The sequence below is a fragment of the Frankia nepalensis genome, from assembly GCF_016786325.1.
Classification (GTDB): domain Bacteria; phylum Actinomycetota; class Actinomycetes; order Frankiales; family Frankiaceae; genus Pseudofrankia; species Pseudofrankia nepalensis.
Map to the genome: position 1 here is coordinate 1 of NZ_JADWYU010000178.1, position 20,548 is coordinate 20,548.

The 20,548-nt window shown below is 74.5% G+C and carries 11 protein-coding genes; 10 read left to right on the forward strand and 1 reads right to left on the reverse strand.

Translation table 11 applies throughout. The annotated features are described in order from the left end of the window. Nucleotides 1-179: 179 nt before the first annotated feature. The 8 genes from I6A81_RS27085 to I6A81_RS27125 all read left to right on the forward strand — a co-directional run bounded on the left by I6A81_RS27085 (nucleotide 180) and on the right by I6A81_RS27125 (nucleotide 15,668). Nucleotides 180-1,106 carry a hypothetical protein gene (locus I6A81_RS27085; protein WP_203008204.1) on the forward strand — a complete coding sequence of 309 codons (927 nt, stop codon included), beginning with the start codon at nucleotides 180-182 and terminating at the stop codon, nucleotides 1,104-1,106. Nucleotides 1,107-3,252: 2,146 nt separating this feature from the next. Next, nucleotides 3,253-4,446 (forward strand): HpcH/HpaI aldolase/citrate lyase family protein, encoded by a 1,194-nt coding sequence (locus I6A81_RS27095; RefSeq protein ID WP_203008481.1) that lies wholly within the window; start codon nucleotides 3,253-3,255, stop codon nucleotides 4,444-4,446. A gap of 47 nt (nucleotides 4,447-4,493) precedes the next feature. Continuing rightward, nucleotides 4,494-5,900, forward strand: a complete 1,407-nt coding sequence (locus tag I6A81_RS27100) for a phosphoribosyltransferase family protein (RefSeq protein WP_203005644.1) — start codon at nucleotides 4,494-4,496, stop codon at nucleotides 5,898-5,900. Further along, nucleotides 5,897-7,141 (forward strand): cysteine protease StiP family protein, encoded by a 1,245-nt coding sequence (locus I6A81_RS27105; protein ID WP_203005634.1) that lies wholly within the window; start codon nucleotides 5,897-5,899, stop codon nucleotides 7,139-7,141. Before I6A81_RS27100 ends, I6A81_RS27105 begins: the two co-directional genes overlap by 4 nt. Then, complete coding sequence (locus I6A81_RS27110; RefSeq protein ID WP_307874941.1) at nucleotides 7,138-8,028, forward strand: sucrose-6-phosphate hydrolase; 891 nt, start codon at nucleotides 7,138-7,140, stop codon at nucleotides 8,026-8,028. Before I6A81_RS27105 ends, I6A81_RS27110 begins: the two co-directional genes overlap by 4 nt. A gap of 237 nt (nucleotides 8,029-8,265) precedes the next feature. Further along, the gene (acs, locus tag I6A81_RS27115) at nucleotides 8,266-10,290 is read left to right on the forward strand and encodes an acetate--CoA ligase (RefSeq protein WP_203005635.1); all 2,025 of its coding nucleotides are present in this window, start codon (nucleotides 8,266-8,268) and stop codon (nucleotides 10,288-10,290) included. A 308-nt stretch (nucleotides 10,291-10,598) separates the two neighbouring features. Beyond that, nucleotides 10,599-13,154 (forward strand): alpha-glucan family phosphorylase, encoded by a 2,556-nt coding sequence (gene glgP, locus I6A81_RS27120; RefSeq protein ID WP_203005636.1) that lies wholly within the window; start codon nucleotides 10,599-10,601, stop codon nucleotides 13,152-13,154. A 234-nt stretch (nucleotides 13,155-13,388) separates the two neighbouring features. Further along, nucleotides 13,389-15,668 (forward strand): WD40 repeat domain-containing protein, encoded by a 2,280-nt coding sequence (locus tag I6A81_RS27125; protein WP_203005637.1) that lies wholly within the window; start codon nucleotides 13,389-13,391, stop codon nucleotides 15,666-15,668. A gap of 132 nt (nucleotides 15,669-15,800) precedes the next feature. Here I6A81_RS27125 and glgX read toward each other — a convergent pair whose 3' ends face one another. Continuing rightward, the gene (gene glgX, locus I6A81_RS27130) at nucleotides 15,801-18,182 is read right to left on the reverse strand and encodes a glycogen debranching protein GlgX (RefSeq protein WP_203005638.1); all 2,382 of its coding nucleotides are present in this window, start codon (nucleotides 18,180-18,182) and stop codon (nucleotides 15,801-15,803) included. Between the two features lie 418 nt (nucleotides 18,183-18,600). On the opposite strand from glgX, the gene I6A81_RS27135 reads away from it, so the two are divergent. Together I6A81_RS27135 and I6A81_RS27140 are read left to right on the forward strand one after the other, a co-directional pair. Continuing rightward, nucleotides 18,601-19,377, forward strand: a complete 777-nt coding sequence (locus I6A81_RS27135; protein ID WP_203005639.1) for an enoyl-CoA hydratase/isomerase family protein — start codon at nucleotides 18,601-18,603, stop codon at nucleotides 19,375-19,377. Nucleotides 19,378-19,572: 195 nt separating this feature from the next. Then, nucleotides 19,573-20,547 (forward strand): pirin family protein, encoded by a 975-nt coding sequence (locus tag I6A81_RS27140; RefSeq protein WP_203005640.1) that lies wholly within the window; start codon nucleotides 19,573-19,575, stop codon nucleotides 20,545-20,547. Nucleotide 20,548: the final 1 nt, after the last annotated feature.

Sequence of the window (20,548 nt, forward strand, 5' to 3'; positions counted from 1 at the left end):
CCCCCCTGCCGCATCGGCTCCGCCGATCCGGCAGGAACCCTGTCGCCGATCAGGCAGGAACCCCGGGCGCGTCACCCGGGCCCGGGCCGGTTCCGCCACCGCTCACGCCCCCGTCGGCCCCACAGCCAGGACCGGCGGCGCGGGCGTGGCCCGACGCCGGCTGGACGACCTCCCAGCAGATGTCCCCGCTTGGCTTCGCCGATCGGACGGGAATGCCGGATCCGGCGGGAACCCCGGGCCCGCCCACCGCGCCGCAGCCCACCACGCCGGCGGGCGGCGTCGCGCCGGTCGCGGGTGGCGTCGGGGCGCGTCCCGGCGCGCCGGACGGGCCGCGTCCGCTGGCACCCTCCGCCGGGCAGGCGGGTCCCGTGCCGTGGGTTCCCGAGGTCGGGCGGCCGACCGACCCGTCCTCCGGTCAGCTGGCCAACCCGGCGCACCTGCCGTCGCTGGGGACGCCGGCCTGGCCCGCGCCGGCGCCCGACCCGCGTGGCGGCTGGACGCTGCCCGCCACGCATACCGACCTGTTCGCGCCGGTGAGCCCGGACGGCCAGGCGCCGTCGGCGCCCGGCTTCGGCGGCCCGCCCGAGCTCGCCGGTTTCCCGCCCCGGCTGGCCTACCCGGCGACGGACTCGGCGGGTCCTTCCCCGCTGGTCATGCCACCGGCCGCCGGGACGCCGATCGGTCATGGCGGCGACGGCCTCGGGCCGGACGAGGACGCCGGCGGCCCGGGCGACCGGCTGGACGACGACGAGGAGCACGACCAGGACGACGACCCCCCCGCCGACCGCCTGGGGCGGCCCTGGGTGTCGTACTCGGTGTCCCGGGCCGGCTGGCGGCGGCGCGTTCTGCGGGTGCGGGTCCGCAGCGGCGGCGTGGTGCCCGAGCTGGTGCTGGTGGCACGGCCGGGGATGCTTCCGCCGGGGGCGCTCGCCGAAGGGCAGGCGCTCGCCCGGCTGGCGCCGTCCACCGAGCGGGCGACCAGGACGATGGAGGTGCGGCTCGACGGCGCGTTGCTGCCGTGGGGCATCCGGGTGCTGGCGGTGCCCGCCGGAGGCGAAGAGGTCGCGGTTAGCCATCCGCCGGATGACGTGCTCGTCGTGCGCTGACCGGGATCGGTGGGCCGGTTCGCGCGCCGAGCAAATGGTTGCTGGCAACTAGATCGATTGTTGTGTTTCCGGAGATGTTCCGGGTCTGCTTCGGCACGCCGTGTCGGAATCGCGTGGCGTGCGGATGAGGTGCACCGGAATGTCCGGAAGAGTTTCCATGTGCCGCCTGTCGCGGCGCCTCCTGGGCCGATTACTATGCCTGTGATCAGTTATTGCCGTGTATCCGTGGGTGCGTCGGTAATCAGCGCGTCGGTTGGGGCGGGCACCGTTCGGAGAGCCGTCAAGGCGCTTCGGAGGGGACGGAGCCAGGTCGCCACCGCCGGTCGATGTGCAGCCGGGGCCCTGTCGGTGTCTCCCGCGCGCAGCGGGAGCACGGAGTGTCACAGGCGCGGACCCGCCCGCCATGATCGAAAGGCAGCGCTCACGCATGGCCCTGACCTACAACGGCCGTCCGTCCCCTCCGGTAGGCCGTCTGGTTCCCGCCGTCCCAACCTCGACCTCCTCGCGAGCCCGGCGCCGACCGGCGCCGCTCGCGGCCTGGCGCCGGCGCCGGCACGTCCTCGGCCTGCTGGCCGCCGCTTTCACCGTCGCGCTGCTCGGGACGCTGATGCCGGGCGCCGCGGCCACGACGACCCCGACCCCGCCGCCCGACCAGGAGGGCGTGTCCAGCTCCGTGGCCAGCGTGCCGACCCTGGCCATCGTGCTGTTCGACTCGGACATCGTGCTCGTCGGCGGCCGCGGCTTCCTGCCGGGCGAGGACACCCTCATCGAGGCGACCACCGACAGCCTCGGGGGATCGGCGACGATGAAGCCCGGCGAGGACGGCCGCTTCCTGCTCGGGTTCCGGGTGCCGGCCGGCTTCGTCGGCACGGTCTCGGTCGTCGCCACGCAGGGGGAGCGCGTCGCCAACGGCCAGCTGGACGTCGACACCAGGACGGCCGTGCCCACCCTGCCCGTGGGCGGCGAGCCCGGGGCGGGCAGCCCGCTGGACACCGTCGGGGAGCACTCCGGGCTGCCGTGGATGTCCGGCGTCCACCCGGACAACCCGCTGCAGCCCTACCTGGACTTCGGCACCTGGCGCGGCCGGGCGATCGACGTCGCCCACGTGTTCACGATTCGTGACAACGGCTGGGGACCGCTCGTCGAGCCGAAGTGGCCGGTGGACGACTTCAAGGCCTTCCCGGGCACTCTGGTGATCAGCCAGCCGCTGTACCCGGAGGGGGCCGGCAACAACGCCGAGTGCGCGAGCGGTGCCTACAACGAGCAGTGGAAGAAGTTCGGCTCCTTCCTGGTGAACCGCAACCGCGCCGACTCGATCGTGCGGCTGGGCTGGGAGTTCAACGGCAAGTTCATGTACTGGCACGTCGACGACGACCCGACGAACTGGGTGAAGTGCTTCCAGAACATCGCCACCGCGATCCGGTCCACGAACCCGGACGTGAAGATCGACTGGACCTTCAACGGGCACAACTCGCCGGTCCCCGCGGGCGGCACGCCCTGGCCCGCGTACCCGGGCGACGAGTACGTGGACTACATCGGGATCGACCCGTACGACCACTTCCCGCCGTCGCACTCCGACGAGGCCTTCGACAAGCAGTGCAACGACCCGAACGGGCTCTGCTACGCGGCCCAGTTCGCCAGGGAGCACGGCAAGAAGCTCTCCGTCGGTGAGTGGGGCGTCGCCTCCTGCAGCGGCAACGGCGGCGGCGACAACCCGCTGTACATCCGGAAGATGTGGGAGACCTTCGTAGCCAACAAGGACGTCATGGGCTACGAGAGCTACTTCAGCGACCCGAACGTGGGCAACGTCTGCTCGACGCTGCACAGCGGGACCGGGGACGGCGGGCAGAACCCCCGCTCCGGGGCCGAGTACAAGCGGCTGTGGGGCGCCCGCGCTCCCCGCGTGGCCTCGAAGGGAGCGAGCCGGCCGCGTGGCCGGCTGGGCGGGCTTGCCCGAAACGAAGCCATTGCCGGCAAATGTCGAGAAGGCGTCACTCGGACGTTTCCCAGCAACCGTCCCCTCCTGGGAGGTACGGTCCGACGGGTCGGGCGTTGTCCCAGGTCCGACGGTGTCCGGGGCGGCTGGGAGGTGCCGGCCGGCACCGACGATGCCAGGCACGCCGAGCCAGAAGAAGGAGCCGCTCTGTTGCGACACTTCGCCTTCCTCGACGCGGCGGCCACGGACGCGTTGTTCCACTGTCCGCCCCAGGAGATCTCCGCGGCGGACGAGCGGAGGCTGGTCGCCACCGCGCTGGGCGCCACCCTCTACGCGCCGGGCACCCGGCCGCGGCTGGCGGACGACGTGCGCCGCCAGCTGGCCGCCGGTGTGGCGTCGATGGTGCTCTGCCTGGAGGACGCGATCGCCGACCACGAGGTCCCGGCCGCCGAGGCGAACGTGGTCCTCGCCCTCAACGAGCTGGGCGACAGCCCGCCCGCCGCCGGTGAGAGCCCTGGCCTCCTGTTCGTCCGGGTGCGCGCGGCCGAGCAGATCCCCGCGCTGGTCGCGGGCCTGACGCCCGCCGCGGCGGCGCTGCTGGCCGGGTTCGTGCTGCCGAAGTTCGTCGAGGACACCGGCGAGGTGGCGCTGGACGCGGTGCTGCGCGCCGGGGACGACCTGGGCCGGCCGCTGTGGGCGATGCCCGTGCTGGAGAGCCCGGAGGTCATCAACCGGGAGAGCCGGCTGGAGACCCTGCTCGGGGTGCGCCGGCTGCTTGACAAGCACGCCGAGCACGTGCTGGCCGTGCGGCTGGGCGCCACCGATCTGTCCGGGCTGTTCGGGCTGCGCCGGGACCGCGACCTCACCATCTACGACATCGCGGTGGTCCGCGACTGCATCGCCGACATCGTCAATGTCTGCGCCCGCGGCGGCGAGCACGTCGTCACCGGGCCGGTCTGGGAGTACTTCGCCCAGCCCGAGCGGCTGTTCGTCAGCTCGCTGCGGGTCACCCCGTTCGCCAACGTCGAGCTCGTCGACCCGGTGGTCCAGGGCCAGGCGCTGCGCCGCGACCTGGTGTCCGCGGACCTCGACCGGCTGATCAAGGAGGTAGTGCTGGACAAGGCGAACGGCCTCATCGGCAAGACCGTCATCCACCCCAGCCACGTCGCCGCGGTCCACGCCCTCTACGTCGTCACGCACGAGGAGTACGAGGACGCGCAGACGGTGCTCGCCGGCGAGGCCGGCGGCGTCCGGCCCAGCCGCTACGCGAACAAGATGAACGAGCTGCGCCCGCACCGGCTCTGGGCGCAGGCCGTGGTGCGCCGCGCGACCGCCTTCGGGGTGCTGCGGGAGGGCCACACCTTCGTGGACGTGCTCGCCGCGAGCCAGGCGGTGACTGCTTGAGCGGCGCGCCGGCCGCCGGGACCGCTGACCCGGCGGCCGCCGCGGCCATGGATGACGCGGCCGACGACGGCTGGCTCTGGGAGGCGCTGGGGCTGACGGCCGAGGTCACCGAGGACGTCACCGGCGCCGGGCTGCGCGGGATGATCGGGCTCGCGCTGCGGCGCAACCCGCGCCGCGCGCACCTGCTGGTCAGCCGGGTGCTCGGCAAGCACCTGCCGGTCCGGCCGGAGGTCGCGCTCGGCGCGGGCACGGCGCTCGCGGACTGGGCACGGGCGTCCTCGGCCGTCGGCCGCGCCGGCGGCGCCCCGTTCGTCCTCGGCTACTGCGAGACGGCGACGGCGCTCGGGCACGCGGTCGCCGACGGCTTCGCCGACGCCGACTACCTGCACACCACCCGCCGCGCGGTCGCCGGGATGCGCTCCGAGCTGGAGCTCGCCGAGGCGCACTCGCACGCCGTGCACCACTGGCTGCTGCCGGCGGACCGGCGGCTGCTGACCGACCCGCGCCCACTGCTGCTCGTCGACGACGAACTGTCCACCGGCAACACGGCGCTCGGCACGATCCGCGCGCTGCACGCGCTCGCGCCCCGGCCTGCCTACACGGTCGCGGCGCTGCTGGACGCGCGGCCGGCCGCGGCACGGACCGCGTTCGACGAGCTGGCCGACGAGCTGGGCGTGCCGGTGGACGTCGTCTCGCTGGTGTCCGCGACCGTCGCGGTGCCGCCGGACATCGCCGACCGCGCCCGAGCGCTGCGCGCCCGCCACGCGCCGCCCGCGCCCGGCGGCCTGGCGGGCGCCGGCCCGGACGGTGGCTCGACGGGCGCCGGTTCGACGGACACCGGTTTGACGGACGGCGGCACCGGCACGGTCAGCTGGGTTCGCCCGGCGTGGCCCGCCGAGCTGCCCGACGGCGGCCGGCACGGCTGGACGCCGCGGCACCGGCGCCTGCTCGACGAGGTGGTGGCCGGCCTCGCCGCGTCGGTCGCCGCCCGGCTGGTCGAGCCCGGCGGGCGGACGCTCGTCCTCGGCACCGAGGAGCTCATGTACACCCCGATGCGGCTGGCCGCGGCGCTCGGCCGGGCCACCGGCGGCGAGACGCGCTACCAGTCGACCACCCGCTCGCCGGTGCACCCGCTCGACGTGCCCGGCTACGCGATCCGGTGCGCGCTGGAGTTCCCCGCGCCGGACGACCCGAGCAGGGCCAGCCAGGTCTACAACGTGCCGGCGCGCCGCGCGCGCACCGGTGACCCGTCCCCCGCCAGCCGCGCCTCCGTGGGCGACGCCTCCGTGGACCCCTACGACGACATCGTCGTCGTGGTCGACGACGGGGTCGACGCGGCCGCCCCGGCCGTGGGGGAGGGGCCGGCGCTGGCCGGCCTCGTCGAGGCGCTGCGCCGCTGCGCGCCGGTCACCGTCGTCACGCTGCCGTCGTTCGTCCCGGAAGGTGCCCGATGACCACGACCGCCGCCACCACCACGACGGCCACCACCGGGACCGCCGCGGTGGCCGGCCCCGTTCCCCCGGGAGCCCCGGCCGGCGCCGGCCTGCCCGGCACGGTCGGCTCCGGCTCGTACGACCCGGCGGACGTCACGTTCCTGCTCAAGGACCTGTCCTCGGTCGCCCTCGAGCGGCCCACGGAGGACCGTGAGGAGGAGATGCAGCGCGGCCGGCACTACTCCGAGGACCTGCCGGTCGAGTACCAGCCGGACGAGCGCTACCTCGCGCTCTACCACCAGGCGCTGGAGCGGTCGGCGACCCGGGTCGCGCTCGCCGTCGGCCTGGTCTCCGAGCTGGTACGGGTCAGGAAACCGGCGCCGGTGCTGGTCTCGATCGCCCGCGCGGGCACGCCGATCGGCATCCTCATGCGCCGCTGGTACGCCTTCCGCTACGGCCTCGACGTGCCGCACTACGCGATCTCCGTGATCAAGGACCGCGGGGTCGACCTGAACGCCGTGCGCCACCTCACCGCCCGCCACGACCCGGCGGCTCTCCAGTTCGTCGACGGCTGGACCGGCAAGGGCGTGATGACCCGGGTGCTCACCGAGGCGGTCACCCCGCTCGGCCTCGACGACACCCTCGCCGTGCTCGCCGACCCGGCCAGGTGCGTGCCGCTCTACGGCACGCGCGACGACTTCCTCATCCCGAGCGCCTGCCTGAACTCGACCGTGTCCGGCCTGGTCAGCCGGACGGTGCTCAACGCCGAGCACGTCGGCGAGGCCGACTTCCACGGCGCGAAGTACTACCGCGACCTCGAGCCGCACGACCTGTCCCGGCACTTCATCGAGACCGTCGTCGGCCGGTTCGCCGCGGTCGTCGACGAGGTGGCGGCGACCTGGCCCGCGCTGTGGGCGTCCGACCGGGCGCCGACCTGGGAGGGCTGGGCCGCGGTCGAGCGGATCGCCGAGCGCTACGAGATCCCCGACGTCGCGATGGTCAAGCCGGGCGTCGGGGAGGCCACCCGAGTGCTGCTGCGCCGGGTGCCCTGGCGGGTGCTGATCGCCCCGGACCGGGCCGACGAGCTCGCGCACGTGGTGGCGCTCGCCGAGGCCCGCGGCGTCCCCGTCGAGGAGATGCCCGGCCTGCCGTTCTCCTGCGTCGGCCTGGTCCGCCCGGTGCGCGCCGGCGGGGAGAAGCCCCAGTTCCACACCCCGCAGGAGCGCTGGCGCCCGCCCGCCGCCGGCGAGGCCCGCCGGTGAGCGCGCCGTCCGCCGGCGCGGCGTCCGCCGGCGCGGCGCCCGTCCCTGGCCCGCGCTGGCTGGTCGCGTGCGACCTCGACCAGACGTTGATCTTCTCGCGGCGCTCGTTCCGGCTGCCCGACGGCGTCGGCGAGCCCCCGCTGGTGCTGGTCGAACGGATCGACGGCGAGCCGTGGGCGTTCATGACCGAGACGGCGTTCGCCGGAGTCGCCGCGCTGCACGAGGGCGCCGTGCTCGTGCCGGTGACCACCCGCACGCTCGCCCAGTACGGCCGGGTCGACCTGGGGGTGACGCCGCGCTACGCGGTCGCCGCCAACGGCGGTCACCTGCTCGTCGACGGGGTCGTCGACCCGGCGTGGGCGGACGCCGTCGCCGAGCGGCTGCGCGGCGGCGCTCCCCTCGCCGACGTGCTCGCGATCGCCGAGCGGCTGGCCACCGGCGGCTGGTGCCGGCTGACGAGGGTCGCCGACGACCTGTTCGTCTACCTGGTGGCTCATGAGCGCGACGGCATCCCCGACCTCGCCGGGGTCACCGACGAGCTCGCCGCCGCCGGCTGGACGGTGTCCGTGCAGGGCCGCAAGGTCTACCTGGTCCCGGCGGCGCTGACCAAGCAGGCCGCGCTCGCCGAGGTCGCCCGCCGCGCGGGCGCCACCCGCGTCGCCGCCGCGGGCGACTCCCTCCTCGACGCCCCGATGCTGCTGGCCGCCGACGCGGCCGTCCGCCCGGCCCACGGCGAGCTCCACGACCGCGCCTGGACCGCCCCGCACCTGCACGTCACCGCCGCCGCCGGCCTGCTCGCCGGCGAGGAGCTCCTCGCCCACCTGACCGGCCTCGTCACTGGTGGTCGCGTCGCCGGTGGCCGCGTCGCGGCCGCGGCTGGGCGGTGACGTCCGTTCGGGTCGTCGCCGCGGTCCTGTGACGAGGGCGCCGAAGGCGCGGCCGGCCGCCGTGGCGGCGCGTCCGCTCGTCGGGGTGTGACGCCGCTCACCGCGTAAGGCGTACCGTCGGGCGAAACGCCGATCGACGGTCGTTCGGGACCCGTGGTAGACCCCGTGTGAACGCCGCCACGGGCCAGGCCGCCCGCCCGGCCGGCTCGACCTTGTCTTCGTCGTCGAGGAGGACGCGTGACCACCACCGACCAGGCCGGCGCCAGCCGCGCGGGGGAGCCGGAAGCCGGCACGCTGGAGGCCGAGCTGGAGCGGCTGCTGTCGGTCGAGAGCTTCGACCCGCCGGCGGGGTTCACCCGCCGGCGGCCGGTCGAGGCCGACGCGGCGGCGGCCGCGGCCGACCCGGTGGCCTTCTGGGCCGACAAGGCCCGTGAGCTGCTCGACTGGGACACGCCGTTCACCACGGTCCTGAACGACGCGAACCCGCCGTTCTACAAGTGGTTCGAGGACGGCGAGCTCAACATCTCGGCGAACTGCCTGGACCGGCACGTCGCCGCCGGCCGGGGCGACCGGGTCGCCTTCCACTGGGCCGGGGAGGAGGGCGAGCGGCGCGCCGTCACGTACGCCGACCTGCTCGACGAGACGCAGCGGCTGGCGAACGGGCTGCGCTCCCTCGGCGTCGGCCGCGGCGACGTCGTCGGCATCTTCCTCCCGATGATCCCGCAGGTCGCGGCGGCGATGCTGGCCTGCGCCCGGATCGGCGCGGTGCACAACGTCGTCTTCGGTGGCTTCGCCCCGTCGGCCGTGAAGGAGCGGATGGAGGTCTCGGACGCCAAGGTCCTCATCACCGTGGACGGGGCGCGCCGCAAGGGCCGGACCGCGCCGGTGAAGGCCGCCGTCGACGCGGAGATGGGTGACCTGAAGAGCCTGGAGCGCATCGTTGTCGTGGAGGCGGTCGGGGCGGCCGCCCTCGGTGGCGCCCGCGCGCCGATGACGCCCGGCCGGGACGTCTGGTACGAGGAGCTGGTCGCCGCCGCCGACCCGGTGTGCCCACCCGAGCCGATGTCCGCCGAGGCGCCGCTGTTCATCCTCTACAGCTCGGGCTCGACGGCGAAGCCGAAGGGCATCCTGCACACCACCGGCGGCTACCTGCTCGGCGCGACCTACACGTACCAGACGGTCTTCGACATCGACCCGGAGAGCGACGTCTACTGGTGTTCCGCCGACGTCGGCTGGATCACCGGCCACTCCTACATCATCTACGGCCCGCTGTCGAGCGGCGCGACCAGCGTGATGTACGAGGGAGCGCCCGACTACCCGGACTTCGACGTCTGGTGGAAGCTGATCGACGAGTACAAGGTGACCGTCTTCTACACGGCGCCGACGGCGATCCGGGCGTGCATGAAGTGGGGCGCCCAGTACCCGGACCGGCATGACCTGAGCTCGCTGCGCCTGCTCGGCACCGTCGGCGAGCCGATCAACCCGAAGGCGTGGCTCTGGTACCACAAGGTGATCGGCGGCGGGCGCTGCCCGATCGTCGACACCTGGTGGCAGACGGAGACCGGCGCCATCATGATCTCCCCGATCCCGGGCGTCACGGCGACCAAGCCCGGTTCGGCGACCAGGCCGCTGCCCGGCATCACCCCGGCGCTGCTGACCGAGGACGGGCAGCCCCTCACCGAGGGCACCGGCGTGCTGGTGATCACCCAGCCGTGGCCGTCGATGCTGCGGACGCTGTACAAGGACGACGAGCGGTTCGTCAAGACCTACTTCTCCCGGTTCGGCCCGACGACCTACCTGGTCGGCGACGCGGCCCGGGTCGACGCCGACGGCTACTTCTGGATCATCGGCCGGATCGACGACGTCATCAACGTCTCCGGGCACCGGCTGTCCACCGCCGAGGTCGAGTCGGCGATCGTGGCGCACGAGGCGGTCGCCGAGGCGGCGGTCGTCGCCCAGGCCGACGAGCAGACCGGCCAGGCCATCGTGGCCTTCGTGACGCTCGCCGGCGGGCGGGCCGGTGACGACGCGACGGTCGCCGAACTGCGCGACCACGTCGCGACCCGGATCGGCAAGCTCGCCCGGCCGAAGCGGATCATCTGGGCCGAGGATCTGCCGAAGACCCGTTCCGGCAAGATCATGCGTCGGCTGCTCCGGGACGTCGCGGAAGGACGTGCCCTCGGCGACGTGACCACCCTGCGCGACCCGACCGTCATGGCCGCCCTCGCGGCCAAGATCGCCGAGGCGGGCCCAGAGGACTGAGAGGGAGTCCGCGGACTGAGGGGGTCCGAGGACTGAGCGGGTCCGAGGACTGAGGCGGGGCCCGACGGACTGACGCGGGCCCGCGGCGTGGGAGGGCGCCGCCCAGGGCCGCGCGTTCGCCGGTTCCGGCGCGCGCCGCCCAGGGCGGCCGGCCGCCCAATGGTGGATACGAACGAGGTCGAAAGAGGGGATGATCCGGGCACTCGTTCACCATTCCGCCCGGCCTCGCGCAGGGTTTTCCTGCTGGTAACCCACGGACACGACCCGGGTGTGGCCAGTTCACGGGCACTGTCTAGGCTCCCGTCTTCGTGAGAGCACTCCGACGGTTCACCGTTCGCGCGCAACTTCCCGAGCAGCTTGCTCCGCTCGCCGGTCTGGTCATGAACCTCCGCTGGTCGTGGCACCCGGAGACGCTGGATCTGTTCGAGTCGGTCGACCCTGAGCTGTGGCGGGCGACCAAGGGCGACCCGGTTCGCCTGCTCGGGGAGGTCGACCACGATCGGCTGGTCACGCTCGCCGGCGACCGTCGGTTCCTGCGCCGGCTGACCGACGCCGCCGACGAACTGCAGGAGTACCTCGGCGCCGAACTGTGGTACCAGCGCCGGCACCTCGAGGGCGCGCCGGCCGCGATCGCGTACTTCTCGCCCGAGTTCGGCATCACCGAGGTGCTGCCGCAGTACTCCGGCGGGCTGGGCATCCTGGCCGGCGACCACCTCAAGACCGCGAGCGACCTCGGCGTGCCGATCGTCGGCGTCGGGCTGCTCTACCGTGCCGGCTACTTCGTCCAGTCGCTCTCGCGCGACGGCTGGCAGCAGGAGCGCTACCCGGGCATCGACCCGCACGGCCTGCCGCTCACCCAGCTGACCGACGCCGCGGGCGTGCCGCAGAAGGTGGTCGTCGGGCTGCCCGAGGGGCGCGCCCTGCACGCGCAGATCTGGAAGGCGCAGGTCGGCCGGGTCCCGCTGCTGCTGCTCGACTCGGACGTCGAGGACAACCAGCCGGCCGAGCGGGGTGTCACCGACCGGCTCTACGGCGGCGGCACCGACCACCGGCTGCTGCAGGAGATGCTGCTCGGCATCGGCGGCGTGCGCGCCCTGCGGGTGTTCTCCCAGGTCACCGGCGCCCCGGCGCCGGAGGTGTACCACACCAACGAGGGCCACGCCGGGTTCCTCGGCCTGGAGCGGATCCGTGAGCTGGTCGCCGGCGGGCTGAGCTTCGACGAGGCGCTCGAGGCCACCCGCGCCGGCACCCTGTTCACCACGCACACCCCGGTGCCGGCCGGTATCGACCGGTTCCCGAAGGACCTGGTCGCCCGGCATTTCGGCGGCGACAACGCCTGGGACGGCGTGCCGGTCGAGCGGGTGCTGGAACTCGGCGCCGAGCCGGACCCGAACATGTTCAACATGGCGCACATGGGCCTGCGGCTGGCGCAGCGCTCCAACGGCGTGAGCCAGCTGCACGGCATCGTCAGCCGGGAGATGTTCAACGGCCTGTGGCCCGGATTCGACCCGGCCGACGTGCCGATCGGCTCGGTCACCAACGGCGTGCACGCCCCCACCTGGGTTTCCCGGACGCTGATCGAGCTGGCCGACCGCGAGGCGGAGCCCGCGCTGCTGTCCTCGGACGGCCGCGGCTTCGCCAAGATCGACAAGATCGCGGACGAGGTGCTGTGGGCGCTGCGCCGGGAGCTGCGCGAGGGGCTCGTCGCCGAGGTGCGCCGCCGGCTGCGGGTGTCCTGGCTCGCCCGCGGCGCCGCCCCCGGCGAGCTCGACTGGGTGGAGGGCGTCTTCGACCCGGACGTCCTGACCGTCGGCTTCGCCCGCCGGGTGCCGTCCTACAAGCGCCTCACGCTGATGCTGCACGACCGCGACCGGCTCACCCGGCTGCTGCTGCACCCCGAGCGGCCGATCCAGCTGGTCATCGCCGGCAAGGCCCACCCTGCCGACGACGGCGGCAAGCAGCTCGTCCAGCAGATCGTCCAGTTCGCGGACGACCCGGCGGTGCGCCACCGGATCGTCTTCCTGCCGGACTATGACATCGGCATGGCCCGCTACCTGTACTCCGGCAGCGACGTGTGGTTGAACAACCCCCTTCGCCCGCTCGAGGCCTGTGGCACGTCCGGGATGAAGGCGGCGCTGAACGGCTGCCTGAACCTGTCCATCCGGGACGGCTGGTGGGACGAGATGTTCGACGGCCAGAACGGCTGGGCGATCCCGACCGCCGACGGCGTCGAGGACCCGGACCGGCGCGACGCCATCGAGTCCGCGGCGCTCTACGACCTGCTGGAGAACGCCGTCGCGGCCCGCTTCTACGACCGCGCCGACGGCGTGCCGCGCCGCTGGACGGCGATGGTCCGGCACACCCTTTCCACCCTCGGGCCCAAGGTGCTCGCGACGCGGATGGTGCAGGAGTACGTCGAGAGGTACTACGTCCCCGCCGGCGTGTCGGCGCGAGCGGCGGCGGCCGACGGCTTCGGCGGCGCGAAGGACCTCTCGGGCTGGAAGGCGCGGGTGCGCTCGGCCTGGTCGGGCGTGCAGGTCCTCAACGTCGACTCGACCGGCCTCGGCGACACGCCGCAGGTCGGCCAGGACCTGGTCGTGCGCGCCACGGTCGAGCTCGGCGGCCTCGCCCCGGCCGACGTCGTCGTGCGGGCCTCCTACGGCCGCGTCGACGAGACCGACCGCCTGCTCGCCCCGGCGGCCCTCGACCTGCACCCGGCCGGCGAGGCCGAGGGCGGCGGCCACCGCTTCGAGGGCGTCATCCCGCTCGCCCGCACCGGCCCGTTCGGCTACACGGTCAACGTCCTGCCCGCCCACGGGCTGCTCGCCACCTCCGCCGAGGCGGGCCTGATCGCCACTCCCTGACCACCCCTTTGAAGATCGCCTCCTCGGCCTCCCGGGACGGGTGGAACCCACCATTCCACTGGCTCCGGGAGGCCGAACCCTTCGCGAAACCGTAGGCGCGACCCGGTCGGCGGCCCCGCCGCGTCGGCTGTCGAACAGGCGCGTCGGGCATCCGACCCCGCGGACCGGCCAGGTCGCGAAGACCGTGCCGGACAATGACCGTTCGGGTGGCTGGCGCGTCTCGGGGGTCGACGGGTGGATCTGCGTGGAGCGAACCTGTTCGGCCGGGATCTCGCCGGCGTGGACTGGGCCGGCGTGGACCTCGCCGGCGCGCGGCTGATCCACACGACGCTCGCCGGAGCCGTCCTGCGTGGGGCGGTCCTGACGGGGGCGGTGTTCGACCACGTGTCGCTCGCCGGCGCGGACCTCGCCGGCGCCGACCTGACCGGGGCACGGCTGATCCACACCGACCTCGCCGGCTGCTCGCTGCGCGGCGCGCGGCTGCGCCAGGCGGCGCTGCTGTCCTGTGCCGTCGACCCGGCCGCGCTGACCGGCCCAGAGCTGGCCGACGCCGCGGTCACCGGGCGCGACCAGGCCCAGCTCGTCACCCCGGCCGCGTTCACGCCGCCGCACTCCGTCGCCTTCTCCCCGGACGGCGCCCTGCTCGCGACCGCCGGGGGCGACCTGACGGCGCGGTTGTGGGACGTGGCCAGCGGGCGGGAGCTGCGCCAGTTCGCCGGTCACACCGACGGGGTGGAGGCGGTGGCGTTCTCCCCGGACGGCGCCCTGGTCGCCCTGGCGGGGTTCGACGCGACGGTGTGCCTGTGGGAGGTGGCCAGCGGGCGGGAACTTCGCCTGTTGACCGGTCACAAGGGACCGGTGCGGTCGGTGGCGTTCTCCCCGGACGGCGCCCGTCTTGCCTCCGCCGGGAACGACCGGACCATCCGGCTGTGGGAGACGGCCAGCGGGCGGTCGCTACGCAGGATCACGGGCCACTCCGACGTGGTGTGGTCGGTCGCGTTCTCCCCGGACGGCGCCCGCCTCGCCTCGGCCTCGTTCGACGGAACGGTGCGGCTGTGGGACGCGGCCAGTGGGCGGCGGCTGCATAAGATCACGAGTCACGCCGGCGCGGCTCGGTCGGTCGCGTTCTCCCCGGACGGCGCCCGGCTCGCCTCCGGCGGGGGCGACCTGACGGTACGGCTGTGGGACGTGGCCAGCGGGCGGGAGCTGCGCCAGTTCACCGGTCACACCGAAGAGGTGCGTGAGGTGGTGTTCTCCCCGGACGGCGCCCTGGTCGCCTCGACGGATTCCGACGGACCGGCGTTGGTGTGGGAGGTCGCCAGCGGGCGCGAGTTCCGCCGGATCACTGGTCACGCCGACGTGGTGCACACGGTGGCGTTCTCCCCGGACGGCGCCCGGCTCGCCTCCGCCGGGGACGACCGGACGGTACGGCTGTGGGACCTGGCCAGCGGCCGGCAGCTGCGCGAGCTCACCGGCCACGGCGGCGCGGTGCACGCGGTCGGGCTCTCCCCGGACGGCGGTTGCCTCGCCTCCGCCGGGGGCGACGGGACTGCGCGGTTGTGGGATCTGGCCAGCGGCCGGCAGCTGCATCAGCTCACCGGCCAGGACGGCGTCGTGGGCGCGGTGGCGTTCTCCCCGGCCGGAGGGCTGGTCGCCTCGGCGGGATCCGACGGGACGGTGTGCTTCTGGCAGGCGGCGACCGGGCGGGAGTGGTACCGCCTCGTCGGCGATCCCGAGCGGGTGTGCGCGGTGGCGTTCTCGCCGGACGGTGCCTGTCTGGCCACCGCCGGCCTGGACGAGCCGGTGCGGCTGTGGGACGTGGCCAGCGGTCGGCGGGTGCGCGCGTTCACCGGTGACCTCGGCCCGGCGGACGCGGTGGCGTTCTCGCCGGACGGTGCCTGTCTGGCCACCGCCGGGTTCGGCGAGCCGGTGCGGCTGTGGGACGTGGCCAGCGGTCGGCGGGTGCGCGCGTTCACCGGTGACGTCGGCCCGGTGAACGCGGTGGCGTTCTCCCCGGACGGTGCCTGTCTGGCCACCGCCGAGGTCGACGGGACGGCGCGGCTGTGGGACGTGGCCAGGGGCCGGCAGACGCGGGCGCTCGCCGGCCATGCGCTGTCGGTGAACGCCGTGGCGTTCTCCCCGGACGGCGTTCTCGTCGCCACGGCCGCGTCCGACCGGACGGTGCGGCTGTGGGAGGCGGCCAGCGGCCGGGAGCTGCGCCAGCTCACGGGGCACGGAGGTTCGGTATACGCGGTGGCGTTCTCCCCGGACGGCACCCGCGTCGTCTCCGGTGGCGGTGACGGCACGGTGCGGCTGTGGGACGCCGCCAGCGGGCGTGGCCTGGCGACGCTGGTCGGCCTCCCGGAAGGGTGGGCCGCGCTGCTGCCCGACGGCTCCTACACGCTCGCGGGCCCGGGCAACGGCGACGCGTTCTGGTGGCTCATGAACAACGTCCGCTTCGACGCGGGCGAGCTCGACGGCCACGTTCCCGCCATCCGCCGCGTCCCGGAGTAGGCATCGTCCGCGCCGGCGCGGACGATCCTCAGGAGGTCCGCCGTCCGGCGACGCCGTCCGGCGACGCCGGCCCGCGCGCCCGCGGGCCGCGCAGTCATCCTGTCCGGCACCAGGGACGGGGTGGCGGTGGGGTCAGCGGTGGGCGCGCAGGACGAGGAACGAGGACCAGCCGGCGCGGACCGTCTCGCCCGCGGGGTAGGTGGCCAGCGGGTCACGGCGATCCTCGACCGTGGCACGCGTGTCGGTGAGGTCGGGGGACGAGGTGTCGAGGAGCAGGTCGTAGCGGGCGGCCCAGGGGGCGCCGGGCAGGCGGACGTCGATGTCCTCGTCGCCAGGGTGGAGCACGAGCAGCAGGCTGTCGCCGCTGGCGGGGGTGCCGTCGGCCTCGAGCCAGGAGAGGCTGTCGCCGGCGATGAACGCGACGAGGGTGGCCGGGTGGGGGGCGTGCCAGTCGGCGTCGGACATCTGGGTGCCGTCGGCGAGGAACCAGGTCATGTCCGCCCGGCGGATCTCGCTGGACGGGCCGCCGTGGAAGAACCGCGCCCGGCGCAGCGCCGGGGAGCGCCGCCGCAGCGCCAGCAGGCCGGCGACCAGGTCCGGCAGACTCGGGTCGCCGCCCGCCGGGTCGGGCGCGGGCGCCTGGGGCGTCCACTGGTCGGTCGTGGTGGTCTTCTCGTCCGCGCCGCGGTCGCCGCCGTCGCCGGTGGCGCGTTCGGCGGGTCGCCGCGGCCACCAGGCGCCGCCGCGGCCGGGCCGGGCGCCCGCCCGCTCCGCGGGCCAGGCGAGCCAGGAGACCGGGTTGTCCTGGCAGTAGGCGTTGTTGTTGCCGCCCTGCGAACGGCCGAGCTCGTCGCCCGCGAGCAGCATCGGCACGCCGGTGGACAGCAGCAGGGTGGCGAGCATCCCCCGGCGCACCCGGCGGCGGCGCTCCAGGATCGCCGGGTCGCCGGTCGGCCCCTCCACGCCGTAGTTGCACGACCGGTTGTGGCCCTCGCCGTCCCGGTTGTCCTCCTGGTTCGCCTCGTTGTGCTTGCGCTCGTAGGAGACCAGGTCGGCCAGGGTGAAGCCGTCGTGCGCGGTGACGAAGTTGACCGAGGCACTCGGCGGGCGGCCGGCGTGGTCGAACAGGTCGGACGACGCGGTGATCCGGTAGCCGAGGTCGGCGGCGCTTTCGGCCCGCCCCGTCCAGGTGTCGCGCACGGTGGCCCGGAAGCGGTCGTTCCACTCCGCCCAGGGCGGCGGGAACGCGCCGACCTGGTAACCGCCCCAGCCCACGTCCCACGGCTCGGCGATCAGTTTGACGCCGCAGAGCACCGGGTCCTGCCCGATCGCGGTGAGCAGCGGCGCGGCCGGGTCGAAGCCGTCCGGGTTGCGGGCGAGCGCGGCGGCGAGGTCGAAGCGGAAGCCGTCGACGCCCATCTCGGTCACCCAGTAGCGCAGCGAGTCGCAGATCAGCCGGACGACGTGCGGCGACGTGACGTTCAACGTGTTGCCGCACCCGGTGACGTCGCGGTAGCGGCGCGGGTCGGTGGGCTCCAGCCGGTAGTAGACCGCGTTGTCCAGGCCGCGCATCGACAGCGTCGGGCCGCGCTCGTCCTGCTCGGCGGTGTGGTTGTAGACGACGTCGAGCAGCACCTCGAGGCCGGCGCCGTGCAGCGCGGCCACCATCGCCCGGAACTCGGCGACCGGGTCGTCGGTGGCCGCGTAGGCGGGGTGCGGGGCGAAGAAGCCGACCGTGTTGTAGCCCCAGAAGTTGGTCAGCCCGCGCTCGGTCAGGATCGGCTCGGAGACGTGGGCGTGCACCGGGAGCAGCTCGACCGCGGTGATGCCGAGGCCGGTCAGGTAGTCGAGGACCGCGGGGTGGGCGAGGCCGGCGTAGGTGCCGCGCAGCGCGGGCGGCACCGCCGGGTGCAGCCTGGTGAAGCCGCGTACGTGCAGCTCGTAGATCACCGTGTCGCGCCACGGGGTGCGCGGCCGGTCGCGGGTCGGGTCGGCCTGGGCCTGGCCGCCGCCGCGCCGGGGAGAGCCGGCGGCCCGGCCCGCGCCCGCGGGCGCCGTGACGATCCCGACGGGGACATAGGGGGTCGAGTCCTGGCCGTCGGCGGTGTGGCCGTAGGGATCACCGTCGCCGTATCCGAAGATCGCGGGGTGCGGCGTGAGCGTGCCCTGGACCCGGCGCGCGTACGGGTCGAGCAGCAGCTTGGCCGGGTTGTAGCGCAGCCCACGCGCCGGGTCGTAGGGACCATGGGCACGCAGGCCGTAACGCTGCCCCACCGAGACGCCGGGAATGTAGCCGTGCCAGACGCCGCCGGTCCGCTCGGGCAACCGGTGGCGTGTCTCGCCGCCCTCCCCGTCGAGCACGCAGAAGTCGACGGCGCTCGCGCCGGGCGCGACGACGGCGACGTTCGCCCCTTCGGCGTCGGGGCGCACCCCGAGCGGGTACGGCGTGCCGGGAAGCGCCGCCGGGCGGGTCGGGTCCGGGCGCACGGAACCTGGTTCGAACGTGTACGACACATCGGTGACGCTAACGGAACAGACTGATCACCTAGGGGTGAACGGCATCCCTGTGGACTAAGAAGGCCAGGGGCGGACCGCTCGGGCGCCGGTGACACGGCCCTCCGGGGCGGGCTCGCGGGGTCACGTGAGATGCCTCACCCACGGGCGTCGCGGGGCCGATCCCTGACCGGAGGCGCCGGACCCCGTCCGAGAGGACGATGGACAAGACTCACACCACGCCCGGCGCGCCCCGCCGAACGATGCGATGGTCGGACGTGCCGTCGCCTGGGCGCCGTGAGCGGCGGGCTCGGCCGACGGCGGCGCCGGAGCGAGCGCGGCGGCGGTCCGTGCGGCGGCGGTCCGTGCGGCGGCGGTTTGGGTGACGGCGGTTTGGGTGACAGCGGTCCGAATGACGGCGGGACGAGGAGGTCGGCCGGTGGCGGTCGTACGGCTAGAGGTCGAGGACGGGGTCGGGACCATCCGGCTGGACCGGCCGAAGATGAACGCGCTCAACGCGGAGCTCACGGCCGAACTGCGCGACGTGGCGCTCGAGGCGTCCAGGCGGTCGGACATCCGCGCGGTCGTGATCTATGGCGGGGAACGGGTGTTCGCCGCGGGCGCCGACATCAAGGAGATGTCGACCAAGGACTATGCCGGTATCTCCACCTGGGTCGCCGAGCTCACCGGCACGTTCGAGATCGTCGCGCACCTCCCGAAGCCGGTGTTCGCGGCCGTCACCGGCTACGCGCTGGGCGGTGGGCTGGAGTTGGCCCTGTGCGCCGACTTCCGGATCCTCGCGGACAACGCCAAGGTAGGCCAGCCGGAGATCCTGCTCGGAGTCATCCCCGGCGCCGGCGGCACGCAGCGCCTGCCACGGCTGATCGGTCCGGCCAAGGCCAAGGACCTGGTCTTCTCCGGGCGGCAGGTCGGCGCCGAGGAGGCACTGGCGATCGGGCTCGCGGACGCCGTCGTGCCGGCCGCCGAGGTGTACGCCGAGGCGGTCCGCCGGGCCAGGCAGTACGTCGACGGCCCCGCGCTGGCGCTCGCCGCCGCCAAGCGGGCGATCAACGACGGGCTGGAGATGGGTCTGTCGGAGGCGCTGCGGCTTGAGATCGGCCTGTTCACCGGCCTCTTCGGTACTGAAGACCAGAAGATCGGGATGGAATCGTTCCAGCAGAGCGGTCCCGGCAAGGCCAAGTTCACCGGCCGCTAAGGCCCCTTCCGTGGATCCTGGCGGCGCCGCTGGACCGCCGATCCGCCCCCGAGGGCCCGCGGCGTGCCGGCTGCCGCGGGCTTGCCGCGTCCCCGCTTGGAAGCATGCGTGCCCGGACGCGGTTCCTCCGGGGCAGACGCGCCGAAGCCGGGCCCATCGGGTCGCTTCGGCGGATCACGGAAAGGGCGGCGCGCGATGAGTGGACCGGTCACGGAGGCGGACGCCGCCCAGGAACAGGTGGCCCCAACCGGCGTGGCCGGCCCGCCGAGCGTCGAGATCACCGAGGCCAGGGCGCAGACGGTCGGCGCGATCCCGGTCCGCCGCGTGCTGCCGATCCGCGCCCGGCGCACCGTGGGCGCGTGGTGCTTCGCCGACCACATGGGCCCGCTGGCGGTCGGGCCGAGCGCGAGCGAGGCGCGCGGCGTCGACATCGGCCCGCACCCGCACACCGGTCTGCACACCGTCACCTGGCTGCTGGCCGGCGAGGTCCGCCACCTCGACAGCCTCGGTTCCGAGCAGGTCGTCCGGCCCGGGCAGCTGAACCTGATGACCGCCGGCCATGGGGTCGCGCACGCGGAGGAAGGCACCGACTACCGCGGGACGCTGCACGGCGTGCAGCTCTGGGTGGCGCAGCCGGAGGGCACCCGGCACGGCCCGCCGGCCTTCGAGCACCACGCGGAGCTGCCGCGCGCCGAGGTCGGCGTGGCGGTGGCGACCGTGCTGGTCGGCGAGTTCGGCGGCGCGGTGTCTCCGGCTCGCCGGGACACGGAGCTGGTCGGCGCGGACCTGGAGATCCGGCCGGGCCGGGCGGTGCTGCCGCTGCGCCGCGACTTCGAACACGCGCTGCTCGTCACCCAGGGCGCGGTCCGGGTCGTGAACGGCCCGGACGGCGCGGGGAAGGGCACGGGGAAGGTGGTCCGGCCCGGCCAGCTCGCCTACCTCGGCCAGGGCCGAGACGAGCTGGCGCTCGACGCTGGCGAGCCGGCCAGGGCGCTGCTGCTCGGCGGCGTCCCGTTCGCCGAGCCGATCCTCATGTGGTGGAACTTCGTCGCCCGTACCCGCGCCGAGCTCACCGCGGCCTTCGCGCAGTGGGAGAGCCGCGACGACCGCTTCGGCGCCGTCGACTCCTCCCTGAACCGCGTCCCCGCCCCGCCACCTCCCTGGCGCTAGG

Bases quoted from the DNA above. Each gene is read 5' to 3' on its own strand.
- I6A81_RS27085 (WP_203008204.1), top strand. From the start codon at position 180: ATGTCCCCGCTTGGCTTCGCCGATCGGACGGGAATGCCGGATCCGGCG.
- I6A81_RS27100 (WP_203005644.1), top strand. From the start codon at position 4,494: ATGGATGACGCGGCCGACGACGGCTGGCTCTGGGAGGCGCTGGGGCTG.
- I6A81_RS27105 (WP_203005634.1), top strand. From the start codon at position 5,897: ATGACCACGACCGCCGCCACCACCACGACGGCCACCACCGGGACCGCC.
- I6A81_RS27140 (WP_203005640.1), top strand. From the start codon at position 19,573: ATGAGTGGACCGGTCACGGAGGCGGACGCCGCCCAGGAACAGGTGGCC.